Annotated in this window: 13 protein-coding genes; all 13 read right to left on the bottom strand. The window is 46.6% G+C overall.

Translation table 11 applies throughout. The features are described from left to right. Positions 1–55: 55 nt before the first annotated feature. On the bottom strand, positions 56–5,971 hold the full coding sequence (locus tag DW025_RS06135; protein ID WP_243104916.1) for an LPD25 domain-containing protein: 5,916 nt from the start codon (positions 5,969–5,971) through the stop codon (positions 56–58). A 656-nt stretch (positions 5,972–6,627) separates the two neighbouring features. Beyond that, positions 6,628–6,981, bottom strand: coding sequence for a TnpV protein (locus tag DW025_RS15105; protein ID WP_243104907.1), 354 nt, complete (start codon positions 6,979–6,981; stop codon positions 6,628–6,630). 885 nt (positions 6,982–7,866) lie between these two features. Beyond that, positions 7,867–8,073, bottom strand: a complete 207-nt coding sequence (locus tag DW025_RS06130) for a hypothetical protein (protein ID WP_015560125.1) — start codon at positions 8,071–8,073, stop codon at positions 7,867–7,869. A 14-nt stretch (positions 8,074–8,087) separates the two neighbouring features. Next, on the bottom strand, positions 8,088–8,795 hold the full coding sequence (locus DW025_RS06125) for a hypothetical protein (RefSeq protein ID WP_117889554.1): 708 nt from the start codon (positions 8,793–8,795) through the stop codon (positions 8,088–8,090). A gap of 128 nt (positions 8,796–8,923) precedes the next feature. Next, on the bottom strand, positions 8,924–9,196 hold the full coding sequence (locus DW025_RS06115; protein WP_117889558.1) for a hypothetical protein: 273 nt from the start codon (positions 9,194–9,196) through the stop codon (positions 8,924–8,926). A gap of 10 nt (positions 9,197–9,206) precedes the next feature. After that, positions 9,207–9,509: a hypothetical protein gene (locus tag DW025_RS06110; RefSeq protein WP_055156401.1), complete on the bottom strand. Its 303-nt coding sequence runs from the start codon at positions 9,507–9,509 to the stop codon at positions 9,207–9,209. 145 nt (positions 9,510–9,654) lie between these two features. Then, a complete protein-coding gene (locus DW025_RS06105) occupies positions 9,655–13,797 on the bottom strand; it encodes a SpaA isopeptide-forming pilin-related protein (protein WP_119999175.1) in 4,143 nt (1,380 codons plus the stop codon). A 189-nt stretch (positions 13,798–13,986) separates the two neighbouring features. Then, positions 13,987–14,934: a ParB/RepB/Spo0J family partition protein gene (locus DW025_RS06100; protein WP_117822742.1), complete on the bottom strand. Its 948-nt coding sequence runs from the start codon at positions 14,932–14,934 to the stop codon at positions 13,987–13,989. Further along, on the bottom strand, positions 14,888–15,715 hold the full coding sequence (locus DW025_RS06095) for a ParA family protein (protein WP_025577641.1): 828 nt from the start codon (positions 15,713–15,715) through the stop codon (positions 14,888–14,890). The genes DW025_RS06100 and DW025_RS06095 overlap by 47 nt, the downstream gene beginning before the upstream one ends. 125 nt (positions 15,716–15,840) lie before the next feature. Further along, positions 15,841–16,020, bottom strand: a complete 180-nt coding sequence (locus DW025_RS06090; RefSeq protein ID WP_025577639.1) for a hypothetical protein — start codon at positions 16,018–16,020, stop codon at positions 15,841–15,843. A 252-nt stretch (positions 16,021–16,272) separates the two neighbouring features. After that, positions 16,273–18,909 carry a pyruvate, phosphate dikinase gene (ppdK, locus tag DW025_RS06085; protein ID WP_119999173.1) on the bottom strand — a complete coding sequence of 879 codons (2,637 nt, stop codon included), beginning with the start codon at positions 18,907–18,909 and terminating at the stop codon, positions 16,273–16,275. 436 nt (positions 18,910–19,345) lie between these two features. Continuing rightward, positions 19,346–20,590, bottom strand: coding sequence for an aspartate aminotransferase family protein (locus DW025_RS06080; RefSeq protein ID WP_117548834.1), 1,245 nt, complete (start codon positions 20,588–20,590; stop codon positions 19,346–19,348). A 53-nt stretch (positions 20,591–20,643) separates the two neighbouring features. Next, positions 20,644–22,041, bottom strand: a complete 1,398-nt coding sequence (locus DW025_RS06075; protein WP_119999171.1) for a glycine--tRNA ligase — start codon at positions 22,039–22,041, stop codon at positions 20,644–20,646. Positions 22,042–22,299 lie beyond the last annotated feature (258 nt).

Here is a 22,299-nt window from a genome sequence, read left to right as displayed (position 1 = left end):
TAATCTACACCTATTATACTTCCCAGAAATCAGCAATACAAATATGCAAACCACATTATCTCTCCCGACTTGCACATTTTCTTTCGGGCTGTTCTTCTGCCTGCTCTGGCTCGGTATCCATAACGGAAGTATCTTTTTCATTCAGATTCAGCTCAATGTTAAGAGCGTTCAGCCGTTCTGTTTTTTCTTTCAGCTCATCTTCAAAGGCAAAGGGCTTCTTGATTTCCTCCTTTGCGGTTTCAAGCTGTGCGATAGTTTCCGCCTTTTTGGTCTTGGCAGCTTCCAGTCTGGCGGGGAGCTTTGACAGCTCGTTCTCAATTCGGGTCAGATTTCCGAGGGCATCAACACCTAAATCCATCTTATGCTTTGCCTTTCCGCAGAGGTTCATACAGTAATGGGCATTGACGGTATCATAATAAATCTCCATTCGGAAACCTCGGTAGCTGCCGATTTCGGTAGGTGCGGACATCGGATAATCCTTGCAGATTGCAAGAAGCATTTCGCCTGCGTCTGCCTTTTCGGTGTAGGTCACGCCTTTTAGAGTCATCGGGCAGAACTTATCCTCGCCCTGCGGCTTGTGCTGCTCGGCAAGAGCTACATCATTTTCATAGCCTGCAATGCGTCCCTCATACTCCTTAATGGTCTGAGGATAGTATTTCAGCACTCTATCCTCAAGGTCGTAATGCTCGGAAAGATAACTCTGCTTTAACACTCGGAGCTTGGAAACCTGTATATCCAAATCCATCTTTTCCTTAAAACGGGCATCGCCTGTAGCAAGCATTTTAACCTCCGCAAAGGACAGGGCAACCTCGTCCACATCTTCGGCAGAGCGGACAGGGCTTTTACTCGTCATTATCTGGCTGATAAATTTCTGTTTGCTCTCCACCAACTGATAGAGGTAGGCATCAAAAGTCTGCTCGGTCACATAGCGGTAAACCTCCACCTCTGGGAACATATTGCCCTGCCGTTCGATACGCCCCTGCCTTTGTTCAAGGTCGGAAGGACGCCATGGACAATCAAGGTTATGGATTGCTATGAGCCTGTCCTGCACGTTCGTACCTGCTCCCATCTTCGGAGTAGAGCCGAACAGCACACGAACTTCGCCGCTTCTGACCTTGCCGAACAACTCTTTTTTCTGTGCATCGGTGGTCGCTTCGTGAATAAAGCGTACCTGCTCCGCAGGGATACCACGGGCTATCAGCTTCTCCCTCATATCGTCGTAGACATTGAAAGTACCGTCATTTTTCGGGGTGGACAGGTCGCAGAACACAAGCTGTGTCGCTTTGGTATCGGCGTGTTCCTCCCAGATACGGTACACATTATCCACGCAGGCATTGACTTTACTTTCTGGGTCATCTGGCAGCATCGGGTCAATCATTCTCTGGTCAAGAGCCAGTTTCCGCCCGTCATTGGTTATCTTGAGCATATTGTCGATGTTCGGCTCGACAAGCCTTGCCCTGACTTTCTCAGCCCGCTTCGCAAGGGAAGCTACCATCTCGGTCTGTATCTCGCTCGGCTTGGTCTTAATATTGTGGTAATTGACTTTTGGCACGGGGAGCTTTAGCATATCGGCGGTCTGAATATCCGCCACCTCACGGAACATCTGCATCAGCTCTGGCAGGTTATAGAACTTGGCAAACCTCGTCTTGGCTCGGTAATTCGTGCCTTCGGGTGCTAATTCCAGAGCTGTAACCGTTTCTCCAAAGGTAGAAGCCCAACTGTCAAAATGCTGCAAACCGTTCTGTGCAAGGGTGTCATACTGCAAGTACCTCTGAACGGAGTACAGCTCAACCATTGAATTGCTAACAGGCGTACCCGTTGCGAAAACCGTGCCACGGTTGCCCGTGATTTCGTCCAAATAGCGGCACTTCATAAAGAGGTCGCTTGATTTCTGGGCTTCGGTCTGGGCGATACCGCCTATATTCCGCATCTTGGTGTAGAGGTACAAATTCTTATAAAAATGGCTCTCATCAATGAAAAGCCTGTCAACGCCGAGCTGTTCAAAGTCGATAACCGTATCCTTACGCTTGGTGTCGTTGAGTTTTTCGAGCTTCGTCTTGATTGCCTTTCGGGTTTTCATTAGCTGTTTGACCGTGAACTGCTCTCCTTTGGAAGCCTGCACATCGTCAATGCCACGCTCAATATCATCAAGCTGCTTTTCCAACTGCTCCCTCTGGCGTTCTATGCTCATCGGGATTTTTTCAAACTGCGAATGCCCGATAATGACTGCGTCATAGTCGCCTGTGGCAATCCTGCCGCAGAACGTCTTGCGGTTTCCCGTTTCAAAATCCCGCTTTGTTGTCACAAGTATATTTGCACTCGGATAGAGCCGCAGATACTCGGAAGCCCACTGACCGACAAGATGATTTGGCACAACAAACATGGATTTCTGGCATAAGCCGAGCCATTTGCTTTCCTGTGCGGCGGCTACCATTTCAAAGGTTTTGCCTGCTCCCACCTTATGGGCAAGGAGCGTATTGCCGCCATAAAGGATATGGGCGATGGCATTGACTTGATGGGGTCTTAGTGTGATTTCTGGGCTGATACCTCCGAAAGTGATATGGCTTCCGTCATATTCACGGGGTCGCACAGAGTTAAAAGTGTCGTTGTAATAACGGACAAGGCGGTTTCGCCGTTCTGGGTCTTTCCATATCCAATCCTGAAACGCCTGCTTGATGACTTCCTGCTTCGCCTGTGCCGCCGTGGTTTCCTTTGCATTGAACACCGCTTTTTTATTGCCGTGTTCGTCATACACATAATCAAAGATACGGGTGTCACGCAGGTTTAAGGTGTCCTCAATAATACGATAGGCGGAAGCCCTTTTCGTACCATAGGTGCTGTCCGCCTTTACATTCCCCATATCGGAGCTTTTATTCTCTATGAACCAGTCACCGTTTATCGGGGTGTATCGTACCTTTAATCTTCCTGCGGCATAACTTGACGGAGTTAAAAGCTCCATCACAAACCGCTGTATATCTTCCTGCGGTATCCAAGTCGCACCCAGACGGACAAAGATTTCCGCCGCCGATAGGTCTTTGGGAATGACCTTTTTCAAGGCTTCCACATTAACTGCAAGCTCTGGGTCATTCTTGGAAGCAAGCTCCGCAACCGTCAGCTTGTTTCGGACATTTCCCGACAGATACTCGTCTGCGGCTACATAGGAAACAGGCTCACAGTTCGGTACTTTGAAGATAACACCTTGTAAATCCTGCACAAGCTCAGCCTGCGTTTTGCCTGTGAGCTGCTCCATATAAGGCAAATCAACACGGGCTTTCTCTCCGATAGAGAGGGCAAGGGCTTCGCTTGCAGTTTCAACCGAAGTTACTTCTCGGTGAGGTTTGATAGTCCGCTTCGTAAACATATCTGCCTTCCGTTTGAAGTTGCCCTCATCATCAAGCACCTCCAGAGAACATAAAAGGAAGTAGCTCTCATCTGAAGCAAAAGCAAGATAGTTTCCTCGGCTGTTGATTAGATCGTATTTTGCGGTATAAACATCATACAGACGGTTGAGGTTTTCCTGCTCGGTGCGTATCATTTCCTCTGGGTAATCCTCGGTCTGATACTCAATGAGCTTACGCACACAGTCACGGATTTGGATAAGCCCTTTGATACGGTTTTCTGCGGTCATCGACACAGAAGCAGGTTGCATACGGTCGTTCTCTCGGAAATAAACCTTGCCGTCCACCAGAGTAAAAGAGAAATTACGCACATTCGGGTCAGCAGGAACGGAAAACTCCTGCTCATCGGAGATTTCATCAACCCCATTATCAAGCTCTGGGATTTCGCCGTTTATCCTCTGAACTGCATTGGACAGAAGCTCGGAAAGTGGTATATCCTTACGGGCTTTACAGACAGGCTCAAAAGTACCAAAGCGTGTGCTTTCCATCTTTATTTCGCCCAACACCATATCGGGGTGTTCGACAAAATATCTGTTCATCGTAACACCGTTTTCGTCCGTATCAAGGTGTACCCAGTCTGGCTCTATATCTATCACTCGGTCACGCTTTTGCAGGATAAGAATATCGCTCGTGACCTCCGTGCCTGCGTTTGCCTTAAAGGTGTTGTCAGGCAGACGGATAGCACCTAAAAGCTCGGCTCTCTGGGCGATATACTTGCGTACCTCTGGACTTGCTTTATCCATCGTACCCTTTGAGGTAATGAACATCACAACGCCGCCGGCACGGACTTTATCCAGAGCCTTTGCGAAAAAGTAGTCGTGTATGAGGAACTTCTGGGCGTTGTATCGGCTGTCATTGACCCTTATCTCCCCAAACGGCACATTGCCGATGACTACATCAAAATGGTCGTCTGGGAGATTCGTTTTCTCAAAGCCCTCAATGGCAATGTTCGCTTTTTGGTAGAGCTGCTTTGCAATCCTGCCTGTAAGAGAGTCGATTTCCACACCGTGGAGCTTGCTGTTTTGCATACTATCAGGAAGCAGACCAAAGAAATTGCCTGTCCCGCAGGACGGCTCCAAGATATTTCCCTGTGAAAAGCCCAGGCGGTCAAGTGCGTCATACATCGCCTTGATAACAACAGGCGGCGTATAAAAAGCGGTCAGCGTTGACTCCATAGCGGCACGGTATTCCTCTGGGGATAGGCTGGCATATAGCTCCTTAAATTCCTCCGCCCACGCTGCATTGTGTTCATCAAATGCCATAGAAAGACCGCCCCAACCGACATACCGAGACAGGACTTCCTGTTCTTTGGGTGTGGCAAGGCGGTTTTCTATTTCAAGCTCGTGCAGCAGGTTGATTGCCGCCATATTGTTACGGAACTTTTCTTTTGCTCCGCCGACACCGATGGCGTCATCGGTAATACGGAAATTATGACGGTCTGTGGCAGGAGCTTCTGTTTTTTCTTCGGGTGGTAATTCGGTTTTTTCCTGTTCCAATAGCTTTTGGATATATTCGATTTTCTCCACTCGGTTTATCGGAAAACCCACATTGTTCTGGAATGTGATGTCACGCAGGGACACATCGCCGCTGATTTTCCCGATGCTCTCAATAAGATATTTACGGTTGTCTATGATGATTTCCCTGCCTATGAGGTCGTCTGTGGATTGCTCCGTTTCAATGGCAGGAGCTTCTGAGCCATTCAGTTTATCGGCATACACCTGTGGTTTTTCTTCGGCTTCCTCGGCTGTCCTGTACCAATCACTTTCGGTAGCCATAATCTCATCAAGGAGCTTCTCGTCCTCTTGGGTCAGCTCGGTGTGCTGTTCCAAGAATGGGATAAACTCATCTCTGCCACGGAGCAAGCTTTCTCGGTCATCTCCATATAGCTGTTCGCCCTTTGGCGATAAGGCATAATCGTAAAAATTCTTAATGTGGGCAATTAAATCGCCCTCACCATCGCCAATATCAAACCGCCCTTCATAGTTAAATTCCTCGCCGCCGATAACAGCCTTGATAACAAAATCTGTCTTGTGATACCACCCGATATTTTTATCGCCCTCACGCTCACGGTGCTGTTTCTCGTCCAAAATACCAAGCAACTTATTACCCAGAGCAAAGCTCAAATCCGTATAGCGGTCATTAAGCTGTCTGTCATAAAAGGCAGGGTGTTCGGAAAAACCGATAGAAAACTGTATTCCGTCCTGCTTTTTCTCGGACGGTGCTTCTGTCCTCTGTTTCTCGGTTACGACCACCTTCAGATGGTCGTTTGCAGGATTTTCCGTTAGCTTTTCTTCAAAGTCGGCTCGGCTGTATTCCTGCCCCAAGATAGGGAACTCGGCATTTTGCAGATAGACCTTTTCCTCGGTAAGTGTTGCAATCTCATATTTATCCGCACCGATATACACCACATCGCTCTCATTGTAGAGGTAGCAAAGTGGGTACAGCTCCCTTAATTCCTCGGTAAACTTCCACCCATTACTACGGCTGAAAACTGAGGTCGTTTTCCATTGTACCTGTGCAAGAAAGTCTATGAGCTGTTGAACAGTTGAGGGGTCGGATAAGTGCTGTTCCATTTGCTCGGCGGTAACATCTGCAAGGTCGCCTCGTCCCACAACAGATAACAGGTCTTTTTCGTACCTGTCCAAGTCACGGATAAAGTCAGATAGCCGCAAAGCAAGGGTATCCCGTTTGTCGGCAAGCGGCAAGTCACGGTGGGCGTCAATAAAACGCTGCCTTGCTATTTTCCTCTGGGTGTCAATCTCATATTGGGGAGCTGACACGCTCTCCAGATAATCGGCATAATGGTCTTTTTCTTTCGGATTAAGATAGCGGTTATCCTTAATCAGCTCACGCAGACGCTTTTCAACCTGTGACCATTTCAACACAAGGTCGTGATTGGTATAAGTGCCGTTTCGGTCAATGGCAAGACCTTTGCTGTCATGCCAAGAATGACCGCTGAAACCATCGGGGAAGATGTGCGTACCGCCGCCCGTTCCATACTCATTTTTAAGGAATTCAATATTTTTCTGTCTGTCCTCGCCCTTTTGGAATTGGCGGTAGATGCGGTATTTTCCGTCCGCAACGCCACTGCCTTTCTGAAGCACGGAGTCAATATCTTCTTTGGAAATAGCAAAAGCAGAGGCATTTTCGTCCTCTGCTTTTGCTATCATTTCGATTTGTTCATCTACGGTTGGAAGATTGACCCTAACCTCATCCTCTTTGGCAACGCTTACTTGTAAATCAGTTCGGTCAGTATCACTTCCTCCGCTTGGCTGCGGATGTTGTTCATCAGTCCGACCCACTGCATCGGTGCTTTCTCTTTCAGTTCCTCTGTCACGCCCTGCTCGGCTGAGAGCTGCTTCGTCAGAAGCTCCAAACTCTGGAGTGCTGTCTGCTCTACCTCGTGCAGATGCCCGTTCAGCCTGCCCGATGTCAGCAGATTGAGATAGGTCACTCGCTTGTGCTTCTCCAGATAATCCCTGTGCATCAAAGCGTACCTGCCAAGCGGAAGCTCTGGCTCTGTCGGTAATGTTAGGTCGGGAATAAGATAATCCCCCTGTCTGCTGTAAGTGATTTTGCTCATTGTATTCGCTCCTTTCGGGTTGTTGTCTGCCTTTATCATACTGAGCCTGCGTTCTTTGTGCAAAGGTGCGATTCTGGTCTTTTTCCGCCATTTGCACATTTCGGATAGACTGTGAGATTTCCCGTAACGCCATTTCCGCAATATCGCTCGTGGCAACGCCGATGGCGTTTATCGTTGCAGGGGTATTGAAATTTACAATATCCGCAAAATCATCTCGGTCAAAAAACTCATTCGTATCCAGACCGCAGCGGCTGATCAGCATAAAAGCAACGCTGTTTGCTGCCAGCCGCCTGTAAATGACTTCTATATTAAAGTCGTCCAGTTCTTCCAAAAAGCTGTCTTTCGTGCAGTCCTTTAACTGAGAAAAATAGTCTTGCAGATTGTCCTCCACGGCGTTCTTTGCCGTTTCCATTAGGGCAGAAGCAAGGTCAGTGCTTTCCACATCTCCAAACCTGTCCGAGAGCCTTTCCATAACAGCCTGCTCGTATCGCTCATCCATCTGCCATATCGGAACAGGGCGGCTGCCATAATAGCCCTCGTGGGTGTCGGACACATCAAAATAGTATTTCAGCGTATTCATGCGACCTTTCGGGTCAAATACGGCAATACCCTTGCTGTCCTTATTGACCCAACGCTTGAACTGCCTGTTCCAAGTTTCGAGCTTCGCAACGGCGACAGCATCGGGGCGTTGGGCGTATATTAAAAGCTGTTCGTCATAACGGCATTTATAGTTGCGGCAGGCAGAGGACAGAAAGCCCTGCCACGCCTGCGGATTTTTTGCAACCGCAACGCCTGTACGCCGATACAGCTCTGTGATTAGCTGATACTTCGCAGCCATTCAACCTACACCTCCTTATCGTTTCTGTTTCAAATATTTCTGTTTACTCACTCCGCATCACCGCCAAGAAAAGAAATGATCTTGTTCGATTTAATGCTCTTTTGCAGGTCATTGATGAGGGTAATATCCCCAACCGTGATGCCCTGCATAGAAAGAATATCGTCCATAGTCATAGCGGCAATCGCCTTTTCATCGGTAAAACCTGCTTCCAAGACCTTATTCAAGACCTTGACGGCTTTCTGATTAACAGCCATATTCTAAATCCTCCTTATCGTTCTAAATCCTTGTGCTTCGGTGTTTTCTGCGACGTTTGTTCCGCAGGTTTCGGCTCATAGGTCGCCCCGTTTTTCTGCATACGCTCGGCAAACTCGCAGATGTGGTACAGATTGCTGCCGACTTCGGTATGGTATTCATCAATGAAGCGGCAGGGATACTCCCGTTTCTCTCCCCAAGAGGTTGTGACAATGACCTTTCCGCCGTCTGGGATACGGAACAGTTCTTTATATTGAGGGTCAATAAATCGGATACCTTGTTCTGCTTTCTGGATATGCTTATCAAGCCATTCCTTCACATAACAATAGCAGTAAAAATTATAGTCGCCTTTGGCGGGATTGCACCGAAGCAGAAAAGCGTGTTTCTCCGTATCCACACGGAAACCGTACTCCGTACAATAGTTACCCTTGATAGCACTTTCGGGAAAATGCCTTGCAAACGCACTCATATCATAGCGGTTATGCAAAAGCCCTTTATCCTCCCGTAAAGCATTGATGACCGTATCAAGGTCTGCCTTAAATTCGTCAGATTTCCATTGTGGTCTAGTATCAAACCAAGTGGTGTAAAAGCCATAGCCCGTCGTGGCAAAGTCTCCACGCAGATGCCCGATAGTGCCTGTCTGCCCCTCAAGCTGCATACTTTGGGCATAGGTGTATTTCTGTTCTGTCGGGGTTAAAGGTCTTGTCTTTATTTCATTACTCATTCGGCTGCTCCTTTCTTTCCTTTTTCTCTTTCTGCTCGTCTAAAATCTTGCGAATACAGACATCGCAGAAAATAACTGACCCATCCTTATATCGGGGATAAGGACAGGTCGTGCAGTCATATTTTATTTTATCGCTCACGGTCATCACCGTTTTTCTCCTTCTGGGAAGGCTGATTATAGGGCATACGGCACTCTGACTGGTATCGTTCATTCAGCTTTTGCCGTGCAGCATCAAGCTCATTCGTGTAATAACCCCAGAAATAATTTGAGCCGCCCTTGCAGTACCAACACACATAAGGATTGGGTGCGTTGGGATTGTGACCGATGACAAGCTCTGTACTCCCGATAGTACAGCTCTCGATGATTTCATAGTTCTGATTGGAGCGTTTTTCTTCGTCCATAAGCACCTCTCTATTCTTTGGCATAACGCCGATAGGCTTTTTCGCCCGTGGCTCTCATTTTTTGCACAGGGTGACTCCCTGCAAGCTCTGGATGCTGTGCCTGCAGCTTGCGGCGTGTCCTGCTGACGCTCTCAAAACTCGGCAGACCGAGATATTTGTGCTGCGTCATTATCTCTGCAAGCGGCATTGCCCCTGCATCCTTCAGACAGGCATTACAAAGTGCAAGATACAGCACCATATCGTCATTTCTGGCATCTTCATTCTTTTCCAGAACAGCTCTGACTTTCTTTTCAATGGTTTTTAGGTTTCTCATCTTTACCTCCATAAAGGAAAGGGCGGCATCTTTCAGCCGCCCCAACCACTTACTTATTCTTTCTGTTACGGATATTCAGCCATACCGCCGCACCCACAATGAACACGACAAGCACGATTGCGATAATGGTTTTAGCGTCCATCAATTAGTCCTCCTTTTTCTTCTTTCTGTTCTTATAGCTGACAAATCCGAGAACGCCCGCACCGACAACAGACAGAGCCGCAAGGCTTACCCATAAGCCCAGATTGAAGTCATCGCCTGTTTTCGGGGTATCCCTGAACTCATTGTGCATCTGCACGATAGTCGTAGCGTCCACCTTGACCGTTGCCTGTTTATCGGCAGGCAGGATATATCCTGCGGAAGCCTTGTCGCTTACTTCGGATACGGTATAGTCACCAATCCGCAAGCCCTCAATCACGATTTCTCCGTTCTTATCTGTCTTAAAGGTCTGGTCATAGTCCACGCCTGTCACACGGAAAGAGAAGCCCTCCACCTTACCGTCAGAGGAAGTCTTTACGATTTTAAGAGAGCCTTTCTGTGCTGCATTGATAAAGCCCACACCCGCCTTATTTTCCACGGTGTAGGTCTTGCCGTTCTCCTCAACGGATACGGCATACACATTTTCATCCAGCACAAAGCCTGTCGGAGCTTTGGTTTCCTTTACCAGATATTTGCCGTAGCGGAGTTCACTCATCTGGTAAGCGCCACCGTCAAGTTCTTTCATTTCGCCAAGCAGCGTATCGTCTTTATCCAGTTTCCCATCGCCATTAGTATCGGAGTAAACCTCAAATACCGCACCAGACAGCTTGTTGTCGGGATAATCCTCATCAACCTTTGTCAAAGCGATATTGCCCTTAATGAAGTAGTTGACCAGTTCGATTTCCACAACTTCGTCCACCTTGCCGATAGTCACGGCGATTTCTTCCTCGGAGAGTACATATCCCTTCGGGCTTTCGATTTCACGGATTATCCAAGTTCCATACGGCACTTTGGCAAAAGAAAAACTACCATCATCTTTAGATGTGGTAGCTGCAATCACATTTTCCTTTGTAAACTCGGTAGTTCCTGTCTTGAAGATACCGATAACTGCACCGCCCAGAGCCTTTCCGTCCTCATCAGATTTCTTACCGCTTACAGAGCCGTAAATAATGTCATTTGTGATAGCTTCGCCCTCGTTGGCTGTGATGCGGACAGTTTCGGTATCCTGTCCTGCGTATTCAAAAATAACTGGGTATTTTGCATCGCTGACAATATATGCGGAGTTGGTTGAGATTTCCTGCACATAATAGCTGCCCATCGGCAGATCACTGATTGCTTTCCCGTGACCGCTTTCATCAAGGGAAATGACCTCAATCAGACCGTCCGCAGGAATGGTCTTTCCATCTGCGGCTGTGAGTTCCTCTGCGGCATACAAGCCAAAGGTCACATCAAAGATTTCCCCGTTCTTTCCAATGCCGAAGGCTTCATCAATGGCAAGGCTTTTGATAAGGTCGATTTCAACACGCTGTCTTTCATTATAGAAAGAAGTAGCCGTTTCCGTTACATCAACATTCTGTCCTGCATACACAAGCTCAACAGAATGGACTTCCTCATTCAGTACCATTCCATACGGAGCTGTGATTTCCTTAACCTCATATTTTCCGAGATACAGTTCTTTGGATTTTGCTGTACCGTCCTTTTCTGTAGTAACGGTGTCCACAACCTCGCCCTTGTTTGCTCTGACCGTTCCGTCCAGAGTGACAATATCCTCGGCTGCGGTAATCTCATAGACTGCACCCTCAAGACCGCTGACAGAGAAAATCGGCTGATACAATCCCTTATCGCCTGCCACGGAGCTAAATACCTCGCCAGACTTTTCTGCTGTAATTGTACCTTTCTGTGCCATATTGGAGCGTACTACCTCAATAACGGTAATGCCACTTTCTTCCTCGGAATTTTCCTGCACCACATCAAAATAAACAGGCTCGGAATTTAAGACATATCCATACGGGGCTTGCACTTCCACAAGGGAATAGCCTTTGCCGTATTCCAGCGTCTGCGGTGTGATAAGGTCGCCATCTGCCGTAGTATAGAAGGTGTCAATGGTTGTCACTTCGGGATAAGTGAAAGTCATAGTCACAAGGTTTCCATTCGGGTCGTAAATCTGGAAGCCTGCACCTGCATACGGGATTGTATTGCCTGTTTCCGCATCTTTCTTTACGATTTTGATATAGCTCTCAAAGTTAGCGTTGTTGATAAGGTAGCGGTAGGTCTGACCGTCCTTGCTAATAAACACATCAAAGTCTTTCATCAGCTCACGCCCCTCCCAACCAGAGGTCTGACGGACGGTATAAATGCCATACGGCATATCCTTTGTCTGGGCAAAACCGTTCTCGTCACAGGTCAGCACATCACGCTCGGTTTCCTTTGCATTTTCATAGCTGCCTGCGGATTTGAGGAACACTTCAAATACCGCACCTTCTTCGGGTGTTTCAATCTGGGTTTCCCCGTTATCCGTATGCTTGATGATTGCGATATTGCCTTTGATGACCTGTTCATTCACAGCGTTTGAGGTACTGTTCAGCTCTACCGTGTAAAGCTCTGGTTCTGCACCTACCTTGTGGAGTGCGGTATCCAGAAGATACCCCTCGGACGGACTGATTTCTCGGACAGTCCAATCATTGTCACAGATATAATACTTGGTCGTAAACTGACCGTTTTCATCAGTCGTGTAGGTGTCAATCAGTTCCTCACCCTTATAGATGCCGTAAACCGCACCTGCAAGGGAAGCGTCGCCCTGCGGAGAACCTGTTTCTGCATCGGTCTTTGTCACAGTCACTTGGAATTTCTTCAACACATTGTCGAAGCTGCGTTTTGTGACCTTGTTCCATTCAATCGGAGCTGTCTGGGAAGCAGGAACGACATAGCGGACTGCGGTATCCACTTCCTCAACCACATACGGGGTATCGCCGCTGATAAGGACATTTTCAAACTTTGCCAGACCGTTTTTATCAGTCACGGCATACTCGTCAACAGGCAAGCCGCTTAAAGATGTGCCATAAAGGTGGAATTTCATTCCCTCCACCAGATTGTCCTCAGAAGTCTTGACGATTTCCAGACTGCCACGCTTCAAAGTGTTGCTGAAGGTCACAGTAGAGGTTTTCCCTCCGATAAGGGTCACGGTCTGGGTTTTCTGTGGCTCATAACGGTCAATGGACTGTTCTGTGACCGTATAAGTGCCAGGGAATAATCCCTCCACGGAGACAGAGCCGTCCTTTCCTGTCTTAACTGTTTTATTGAAGTTATCACCTTTGATTGTAAAAGAGATGCCTTCCACAACTCCGTCCTCAGAAGTCTTTTTGAGGGCAATCGTGCCTGTCGGCGTTTCGATATTGATATATGCTGACACGGTATCAGCATTTTCCACACCTGTTACCAAGTCCTGCAAGTTCGGGTCGCCATAGGCAATGAGCTTTGCACTGCTGCTGACCGTCGGCACATTGTTCCTCTTTGCCGTAATGCGGACAGAACCGCTGATAGCTACGGTGGAGCTGATTGTCAACTTATTTCCAGACTTTGACACGCTCACATTACTGTCAGAGCTTGCAAAGCTGTAATCGGAAAGGACGCCGTTGTTGTCCGTCAATGTGATGCTGTACTTTCCATCCTTATAGGCAAGTTCCTTTGTGATGTCATTCTTACCACCCGACATAAAGCTCGGAATGGTGTTATGCTCACGCAGCATCGCAACAATCTGGTCATACACTGCCCTTGCTCCGCTGTTGGCATAATTTGAACCGAAGTGCAGGCTGTAAACGGTAGTGCTTGTCTGGTTATATGAGCCTGTGGCTTCACGGCAGCCTGTGACAAACTCCCAAACGAGTGTCTGCGTGGCAAGCCATTTTTCATCATCACTTCCCGACAGATTATTTCGGTTGCCCTGATACCCATAGAGCAGGGCAAGCCCAACCGCCTTTTTCTGATTGGCTGAAAGGGCGTTCCAAGTATCGGAGGAAGCCTTTTTCAAGGTATTTCCTGTTTTCAGCGGTACTCCCGGCTGAATACAAAACGCATTCTCACCGTCTACAAACATACGGTACTTATAATTTCCCGTTCCGCCTGCGGTATAGCCGCCGATATTCGCACTGGAATTGTACCTCATCGCATTACCGTTGCTGTCATAGGTGTGGGAAAAGGAAATCGTCCCGATGTCACCCGCAGCAAACGCCGTCGCAGGCATTATGGATAATGCCGTGACCGCAGCCATTACAAAAGCCGCAGCCTTTTTGAACAATTTAGGGATTTTCATAGTTACCTCCTGTAATTTGGATTGAATATTTTGCCTTACTGACCGAAAAAAGCTGCCCGTTATGGACAGCCTAAAGTATTTCTTTTCTCGGATAGTTACTGGCAGTAGTTAGGGGGTGAGGTGTGGAGAGGGGGAAGCCACAATAATGGCTATCCACTCAAATGGGCAGACCTCGCCCTCGGTGTGTGGCTATCTCTCGTGAGCCTTGTTCCGCTGCAAGTGTCGGTTATAAAACTCCAACGCCTTGACAACAAAATTCGTTTCCTGCCCTCTGGGAACAGTCTTTGGAATGAGCTTGGTTATCCTCTCGTCACGGAAAGCAGGTTTTTCCTTCTGATTGGGCTTTTCTTCCTCCATAATGGACTGGATAACCTCGGAAGTGAGCTTGCCATCTTGGTTATACTTCTTCATTTTGATAGCCTGTGCCAATGACGGGGTAGCATCGTTGTACTCCATTGCTTCAAGCAGGGTGTATTGCTGTTCCTCGGTCAGATAAGAAACCTCAACCGCAGGACGAAAAGCAATCTGCCTTTCATCTACCATTTGCAGGATTTCGGGAACAAGCTCCGTTAGACGGATATAGCGGCGTATCTGGTCTTTGCTTTCTCCAACAAGTTCTCCTAATTCCTCATCAGAACGCCCTTTTGATAAATTAGTCGCCAATGGCGACGCATTTTCTTTTGGGGGTCTGCCTGCCTGTCGTTTCATAGCTTCCAACCGCATTTTATACGCAAACGCTTTCTCACTCGGCAAAATAACAGAGCGTTGGAGATTACTTTCCACCATAACAATAATGGCTTCATCACGGGTAAGCTCTTTGACCTCGCATTTCAGCGTTTCAAGTCCTGCAAGTTCACAAGCCTTTTTTCGCCTGTGACCACTGATAAGCTCATACCGTCCGTCCTCTTTTAAGCGAACTGTCGCAGGGGTCATTACACCGTTTCGCTTGATACTCTCAACAAGTTGTTCCATATCTTCGTCCATCAAAACCTTGAACGGGTGGTCTGGAAACTCGTCAATCTCCGATATGGGAATATCCCGTATCTTGCTTAGCTTTGCTTCCTCACGGCTTTCGTCCGTCTGAAAAAGGTCATCGTATGCGGTCAGCTCGATTTTGGTTTCTCTGCTTCTCGCCAATCTCTGCCACCTCCTTTCCTAACTGCTCATAGGCTGCGGCAACCTTGCCGCTTTTGTCGTAAGCAAAAATACTTTTGCCTTCTGCGGTAGCTTCCACCGCACGGATAGAATGAGGTATCTCGGTATCAAATACCTTGATTTTCTTACCGTATGCACTTTTGACCGTTGCCGTAATTTCCTTAGAAATGTTGGTACGGGGCATTACCATAGTCATTAAGATACCGTCTATCCGCAGCTTTGGGTTGATTTGCCGCTTGACCATTGATACGGAGCGAAGCAAAAGCTCCAGACCTTTAGCCGAGAGATAGTGGGGCTGTGTCGGGATAATCACGCTGTCAGCCGCCGCCAGAGCATTGATGGTTATCATGCCTAAACTCGGCATACAATCAATAAGCACATAGTCGTAATTCTTTTTAACCTCATTGACATAGGTTTTCAGCACACGCTCACGGCTCATTGCATTGATTAGCCTTACTTCAAAGCCCGACATCTCAATGTTTGACGGAAGCAGGTCGACGCCCTCGCTATGGTGGATAATACCCTGTGAAACATCAAGCGTTTTATCGTCTATGATGTTCTGCATCACAGTAGAAAGCGTTATGGGAATATCGTCTGGTCTGTTATAACCCAGAGCCATCGTGAGATTTGCCTGTGCATCGGCATCAATCAGCAGGACTTTTTTACCCTGCTGCACCAGACTTACACCCAGATTGACCGCTGTGGTTGTTTTTCCGACACCGCCTTTCTGGTTAGTCAGAGCAATCACTTTGCAATTTGACATAGATGCGTCCTCCTTTCGCATAGATTTAGCCACTTTGTCAAGGTGGCTATGTAAACAGTACCAGAGAACGCAAAAAAGCCGCCTACTCTTAAAATCAATAAGAATAAGCGGCTTTGTAATTTGCCTTAGACATATTCAATTTTCATTCTCTTGGTCGGTGCATTTATGACCTTAAAAATAAGCTCGTCAACACAATCCGTATATCTGCCTTGCTGAATGAGCTGATTTTTTAACTCTACAAGGCTATGTATCAAAAGTTTTCTTTCGTGGCTATCCAAATACAGATGATTAAATTTCTCTCTCATAAGCACACCTCCACTTCTTTAGCTTCATTATATTGGAAAGTAGGGGAAAGGACAAATCTGCAAAAAGGGACAAAAAATAAGCGTACCACTATTTCTAATGATACGCTTATCGTATTTAACTGTTAATCAAGGTCTATGAATACCCTTACAGTGGTATCTCTCCACTGATTTTTCCTTACATACTGTCCGTTAGCCTTTCGATAGGCTGCTGCCTGCTCGAAACTAAGCGGCAATTCAAAGGAAAGAGAACTCCTACCTATTTGCAATAGCAGCCTGAGCAGCAGCAAGTCTAGCGATAGGTACTCTGAATGGTGAACATGATACATAATCAAGACCAATCTTGTGGCAGAACTCAACTGATGAAGGATCTCCACCGTGCTCACCACAGATACCGATGTGAAGCTTTGGATTAACTGGCTTACCAAGCTTAACTGCCATATCCATGAGCTTACCAACACCTGTCTGATCAAGCTTAGCAAATGGATCGTTCTCGAAGATCTTAGCATCATAGTAAGCATTTAAGAACTTACCAGCATCATCTCTTGAGAATCCGAATGTCATCTGTGTAAGGTCGTTTGTACCGAAGCAGAAGAAGTCAGCTTCCTTAGCGATCTCATCAGCTGTAAGAGCTGCTCTTGGGATCTCGATCATTGTACCAACCTCATACTTAAGATCTACGCCAGCAGCAGCGATCTCAGCGTCAGCTGTCTCAACAACTACCTTCTTAACGTACTTAAGCTCCTTAACCTCACATACAAGTGGGATCATGATCTCTGGCTCAACTGTCCAATCTGGATGCTCCTTCTGAACCTCGATTGCTGCACGGATAACAGCCTTTGTCTGCATCTTAGCGATCTCTGGGTATGTTACAGCAAGACGGCATCCTCTGTGACCCATCATAGGGTTGAACTCATGGAGTGAGTTGCAAAGTGCCTTAATCTCCTCAACGCTCTTGTTCTTAGCAGCAGCAAGCTTCTCAATGTCAGCCTCCTCTGTTGGAACGAACTCATGAAGAGGTGGATCCAGGAATCTGATAGTAACTGGGTTACCCTCAAGTGCCTCATAAAGAGCCTTGAAGTCTCCCTGCTGATATGGAAGGATCTTATTAAGAGCTTCCTCTCTCTCTTCTACTGTATCAGAGCAGATCATCTCACGGAATGCTGCGATTCTCTCTGGATCAAAGAACATATGCTCTGTACGGCAAAGACCGATACCTTCTGCACCAAGCTCACGTGCCTTCTTAGCATCTGCTGGTGTATCTGCATTTGTTCTAACCTTAAGTGTTCTATACTTATCAGCCCATGCCATAACACGGCCGAATGTTCCTGCGATCTGAGCATCAACTGTCTTGATAACTCCATCGTAAATATTACCTGTTGTACCATCGATTGAGATGTAATCTCCCTCATGGAATTCCTTGCCAGCGAGCGTGAACTTCTTGTTCTCCTCGTCCATAACGATATCGCCACAACCTGATACACAGCATGTACCCATACCACGGGCAACAACTGCAGCGTGTGATGTCATACCACCACGAACTGTAAGAATACCCTGTGCTGACTTCATACCTGTGATATCCTCAGGTGATGTCTCAAGACGTACAAGAACTACCTTCTCGCCTCTAGCTGCCCATGCCTCAGCATCGTCAGCTGTGAATACGATCTTACCACAAGCAGCACCTGGTGAAGCGCCAAGTCCCTTGCCCATTGGTGTAGCTGCCTTAAGAGCTGCTGCATCAAACTGTGGGTGAAGAAGTGTATCAAGGTTACGAGGATCGATCATTGCAACTGCCTCTTCCTCTGTCTTATGTCCCTCATCAACAAGGTCACAAGCGATCTGAAGAGCTGCCTGAGCTGTTCTCTTACCATTTCTACACTGAAGCATGTAAAGCTTCTTGTTCTCAACTGTGAACTCCATATCCTGCATATCATGGTAGTGATTCTCAAGAGTCTCACAAACCTTGATGAACTCTGCATAAGCATCTGGGAACTCCTGCTCCATCTGAGCGATTGGCATTGGTGTACGAACACCGGCAACAACGTCCTCGCCCTGTGCATTGATAAGGAACTCACCCATAAGCTTCTTCTCACCTGTTGCAGGGTCACGAGTAAATGCAACACCTGTACCAGACTCATTGTTCAGGTTACCGAATACCATAGGCATTACGTTAACTGCTGTACCCCATGAATAAGGGATATCGTTGTCTCTTCTGTATACGTTCGCACGTGGGTTATCCCATGAACGGAATACAGCCTCGATAGCTAACTTTAACTGCTCAACTGGGTCTGAAGGGAAATCTGTTCCTAACTGGTTCTTGTACTCTGCCTTGAACTGCTCAGCAAGTGTCTTGAGATCCTGTGCTGTAAGCTCTACATCGAACTTAACACCCTTCTCTTCCTTCATCTTGTCGATGAGCTGCTCGAAGTACTTCTTACCAACTTCCATAACAACGTCTGAGAACATCTGGATGAAACGTCTGTATGAATCGTATACGAAACGCTCGAATGCTGGATCTGGGTTGTGTGCTATCATAGCAGCAACAACGTCATCGTTAAGACCAAGGTTAAGGATTGTATCCATCATACCTGGCATAGATGCTCTTGCACCTGAACGAACTGATACAAGTAATGGATTCTCAAGATCTCCGAACTTCTTGCCGTTGATCTCCTCCATCTTCTTAACGCCATCCATAGCCTGAGCCATGATCTCGTCATTAATCTTACGGCCATCCTCATAGTACTGAGTACAAGCCTCTGTTGTAATTGTGAAACCCTGTGGAACTGGAAGACCAATTGCTGTCATCTCTGCAAGGTTTGCACCCTTACCACCGAGAAGATTACGCATGGTCATGTCGCCTTCGCTAAACATATAAACCCACTTGTTTGCCATTTGTTTGTTACCTCCTACGTAAACTTTATATTTCATGGTGTGAAGTCCCCGTGAAGTCTCCACACGCGCTAGACTGATTATAACATATATGTCAACATTAGCAAACTCTTTTTTCTATATTTTGTGTATAAACCAGTCCATTTTTACATATAGTTGAATTATATGTATATTCCATTATATTACGCTTAATTACAGCAACATTTGTGTGCCGACCTGAAACAGACTGGCAACTGATCTTCGCTGACCAGTATTCAAAAATTTCCAAATTGGCAAACTGCCCGCACAGCCCTATTCATCCCGTAAAAAACATAGGCTGCGGAAAACTCCGCAGCCTATGTTTAACTTTATATCATGTCGCCTGCAGGCTCCATGTGGATATTCACATTATACCAGTCCTACACAAGTGCGGCTGTCACAATGCACATTTTATTACAACTTACTCGCCGTCAATAGCTTCCTTAAGAATATCAAGACCTGCAATAAGATCCTCATCTGAGATGATAAGTGGTGGCATGATCTTAATGACCGCGTTGTCACGGCCAGCTCTCTCTATTACAAGGCCCTTCTTGAAAGCTCTTGCTGTGATGGCACCTGCTGTTGCATCGTCCTTAACCTCTACACCCCAGAGGAGTCCGATACCACGTGTTGCAATTACATTCGGATCACCGTCTATATTCTTCTCAAGATACTCTCTAACTATCTCGCCCTTACGTCTTGTCTCTGCCTCGATGTTGTTGTCAAGCATGAACTCAAGTCCTGCCTTTGCTGCTACCATTGAGAGCTGAATTCCACGGAATGTACCCGAATGCTCACCCGGCTTCCAGAGATCATACTCCGGCTTGAACATTGCAAGTCCCATTGGGAATGGGTATCCGCCGATTGACTTTGAAAGTGAGAACATATCAGGCTTGATTCCTGCTCTCTCAAATGAGAAGAATGTACCTGTTCTTGCACAACCAACCTGTACGTCATCAACAACCATAAGGATGTCGTTCTTATCACAGAACTCACGGAGTGCCTTGAGGTACTCTACTGAGAATACATTTACACCACCATCTGCCTGTACTGTCTCGATAAAGATTGCTGCAGGCTTCTCAACACCTGAGTGATCGTCATCAAGAAGTGTCTGCATGAACTTGATCGTATCAAGCTCCGGGAACATGTATGGAGCTGGAATGTGATATACGTTGTCAAGTCCAACACCTGCTCCTGCACGGCTTGCAGCATCACTTGTAAGTGATATTGAACCGAGTGTCATACCATGGAAGCATCCCATGTACGCCCAGATCATCTCTCTCTTCTTGACCTTACGTGCAAGCTTTAAGAGTGACTCAACTGCATTTGTTCCTGTAGGACCTGCGAACATGATCTTGTAATCAAGTCCTCTAGGCTCAAGGACCTTTTTCTCGAAGAACTCGATGAATTCAGCCTTTGGTGCTGTCATCATGTCAAGAGAATGCATGATTCCATCGCTCTGGATGTAATCGATAACCTTCTCCTTTATATAATCATTGTTATGACCATAGTTCAGCGCGCCTGCTCCTGCGAAGAAGTCTATATACTCCTTACCATTCTCGTCATACATCTTGGCTCCCTTGGCCTTTGTAAATATCTCTGGGAAACTTCTGCTGTACGATCTTACATTTGCCTCGTATTCTGAAAATAACTCTTTACTATGCATCTTAATGCCTCCTGTAATTCAGTGTCCCGTATTATCTCCGGTCACACCATCAATTAATATTCAAATTTCTTCTCAAAGTAAGCCTTCAGATCTTCAATCTTGACTCTCTCCTGCTCCATGGTATCTCTGTCACGAACTGTGACTGCTCCATCCTCAACAGAATCGAAATCATATGTTACACAGAACGGTGTTCCTATCTCATCCTGTCTTCTATATCTCTTACCTATGTTGCCTCTGTCATCGAACTCACAGTTATAGTACTTTGAAAGCTCTGCATAAATCTTCTCTGCACCCTCGTTGAGCTTCTTGGAAAGTGGAAGCACTCCGATCTTAACCGGTGCAAGCTGTGGGTGGAAATGAAGCACTGTACGAACATCAGGCTTCTCCTCTGTTCCGATATTCTCCTCATCGTATGCAGCGCACAGGAATGCCAGTGTAACACGGTCAGCACCAAGTGATGGCTCGATTACATATGGAATGTACTTCTCCTTTGTCTCGTCATCGAAGTACTCCATTGACTCTCCTGATGTGTTCTGGTGCTGTGTCAGATCGTAATCTGTTCTGTCAGCGATTCCCCAGAGCTCTCCCCATCCAAATGGGAATAAATACTCGATATCAGTTGTTCCCTTGGAGTAGAAACACAGCTCCTCAGGTGAATGGTCACGGGCTCTCATCTCATCATCCTTGATTCCGAGATCCTTGAGCCAGTTGATACAAAAGCTTCTCCAGTACTCAAACCACTCCATATCTGTACCCGGCTTACAGAAGAACTCAAGCTCCATCTGCTCGAACTCTCTTGTTCTGAATGTGAAGTTACCAGGTGTTATCTCATTTCTAAATGACTTTCCTATCTGGCCAATTCCAAATGGAACCTTCTTTCTTGAAGTTCTCTGTACATTCTTGAAGTTGACAAATATACCCTGTGCAGTCTCCGGTCTCAGGTATACAGTGTTCTTGGCATCCTCAGTTACACCCTGGAATGTCTTGAACATAAGGTTGAACTGTCTGATGCCTGTGAAGTTATGCTTACCACATGTTGGACAGCAGATATTGTTCTTCTCAACGTACTCTTCCATCTGCTCGTTGCTCCATCCGTCTACCGCGCCCTCTGGAACAACTCCGTTTTCAGCCATAAAGTCCTCTATAAGTTTATCTGCACGGAATCTCTCATGACACTCTTTGCAATCCATAAGAGGATCAGCAAATCCTCCAAGGTGGCCTGAAGCAACCCATGTCTGTGGGTTCATAAGGATAGCACAGTCAACTCCTACATTGTAAGGGTTCTCCTGGATGAATTTCTTCCACCATGCTTTCTTTACGTTGTTCTTGAGTTCAACTCCGAGATTACCATAGTCCCATGTATTTGCGAGACCACCGTAAATCTCTGAACCTGGATAAACAAATCCTCTGCTCTTTGCCAATGCAACGATCTTGTCTAATGTCTTTTCCATCGTAATCCTCCAAATCATATTCGAATTTGCATTTTTTTCGCTCTATCCGCCTTATTTTATACTCATTCAAATATTTTTGCAAGGTTCACGGCATATTTTGTAATATTATTTATACAAAGCTACTATAATTTGTGCCGTCAGACATCACCTTATGACTTCTTCTTATTGCTTACTCGTTATGACTCTTGTATAATAGCACCAGATTGGTTCTTTCTAAAGTTCCAATTTCAAGTATTTTTATAGAACCAATTTGCACCA

It is taken from the genome of Coprococcus sp. AF38-1 (genome assembly GCF_003603945.1).
GTDB classification, from domain to species: domain Bacteria; phylum Bacillota; class Clostridia; order Lachnospirales; family Lachnospiraceae; genus Coprococcus; species Coprococcus aceti.
The sequence above is the reverse complement of the archived record's forward strand: the minus strand, read 5'-3'. Positions and strand labels throughout refer to the sequence as shown.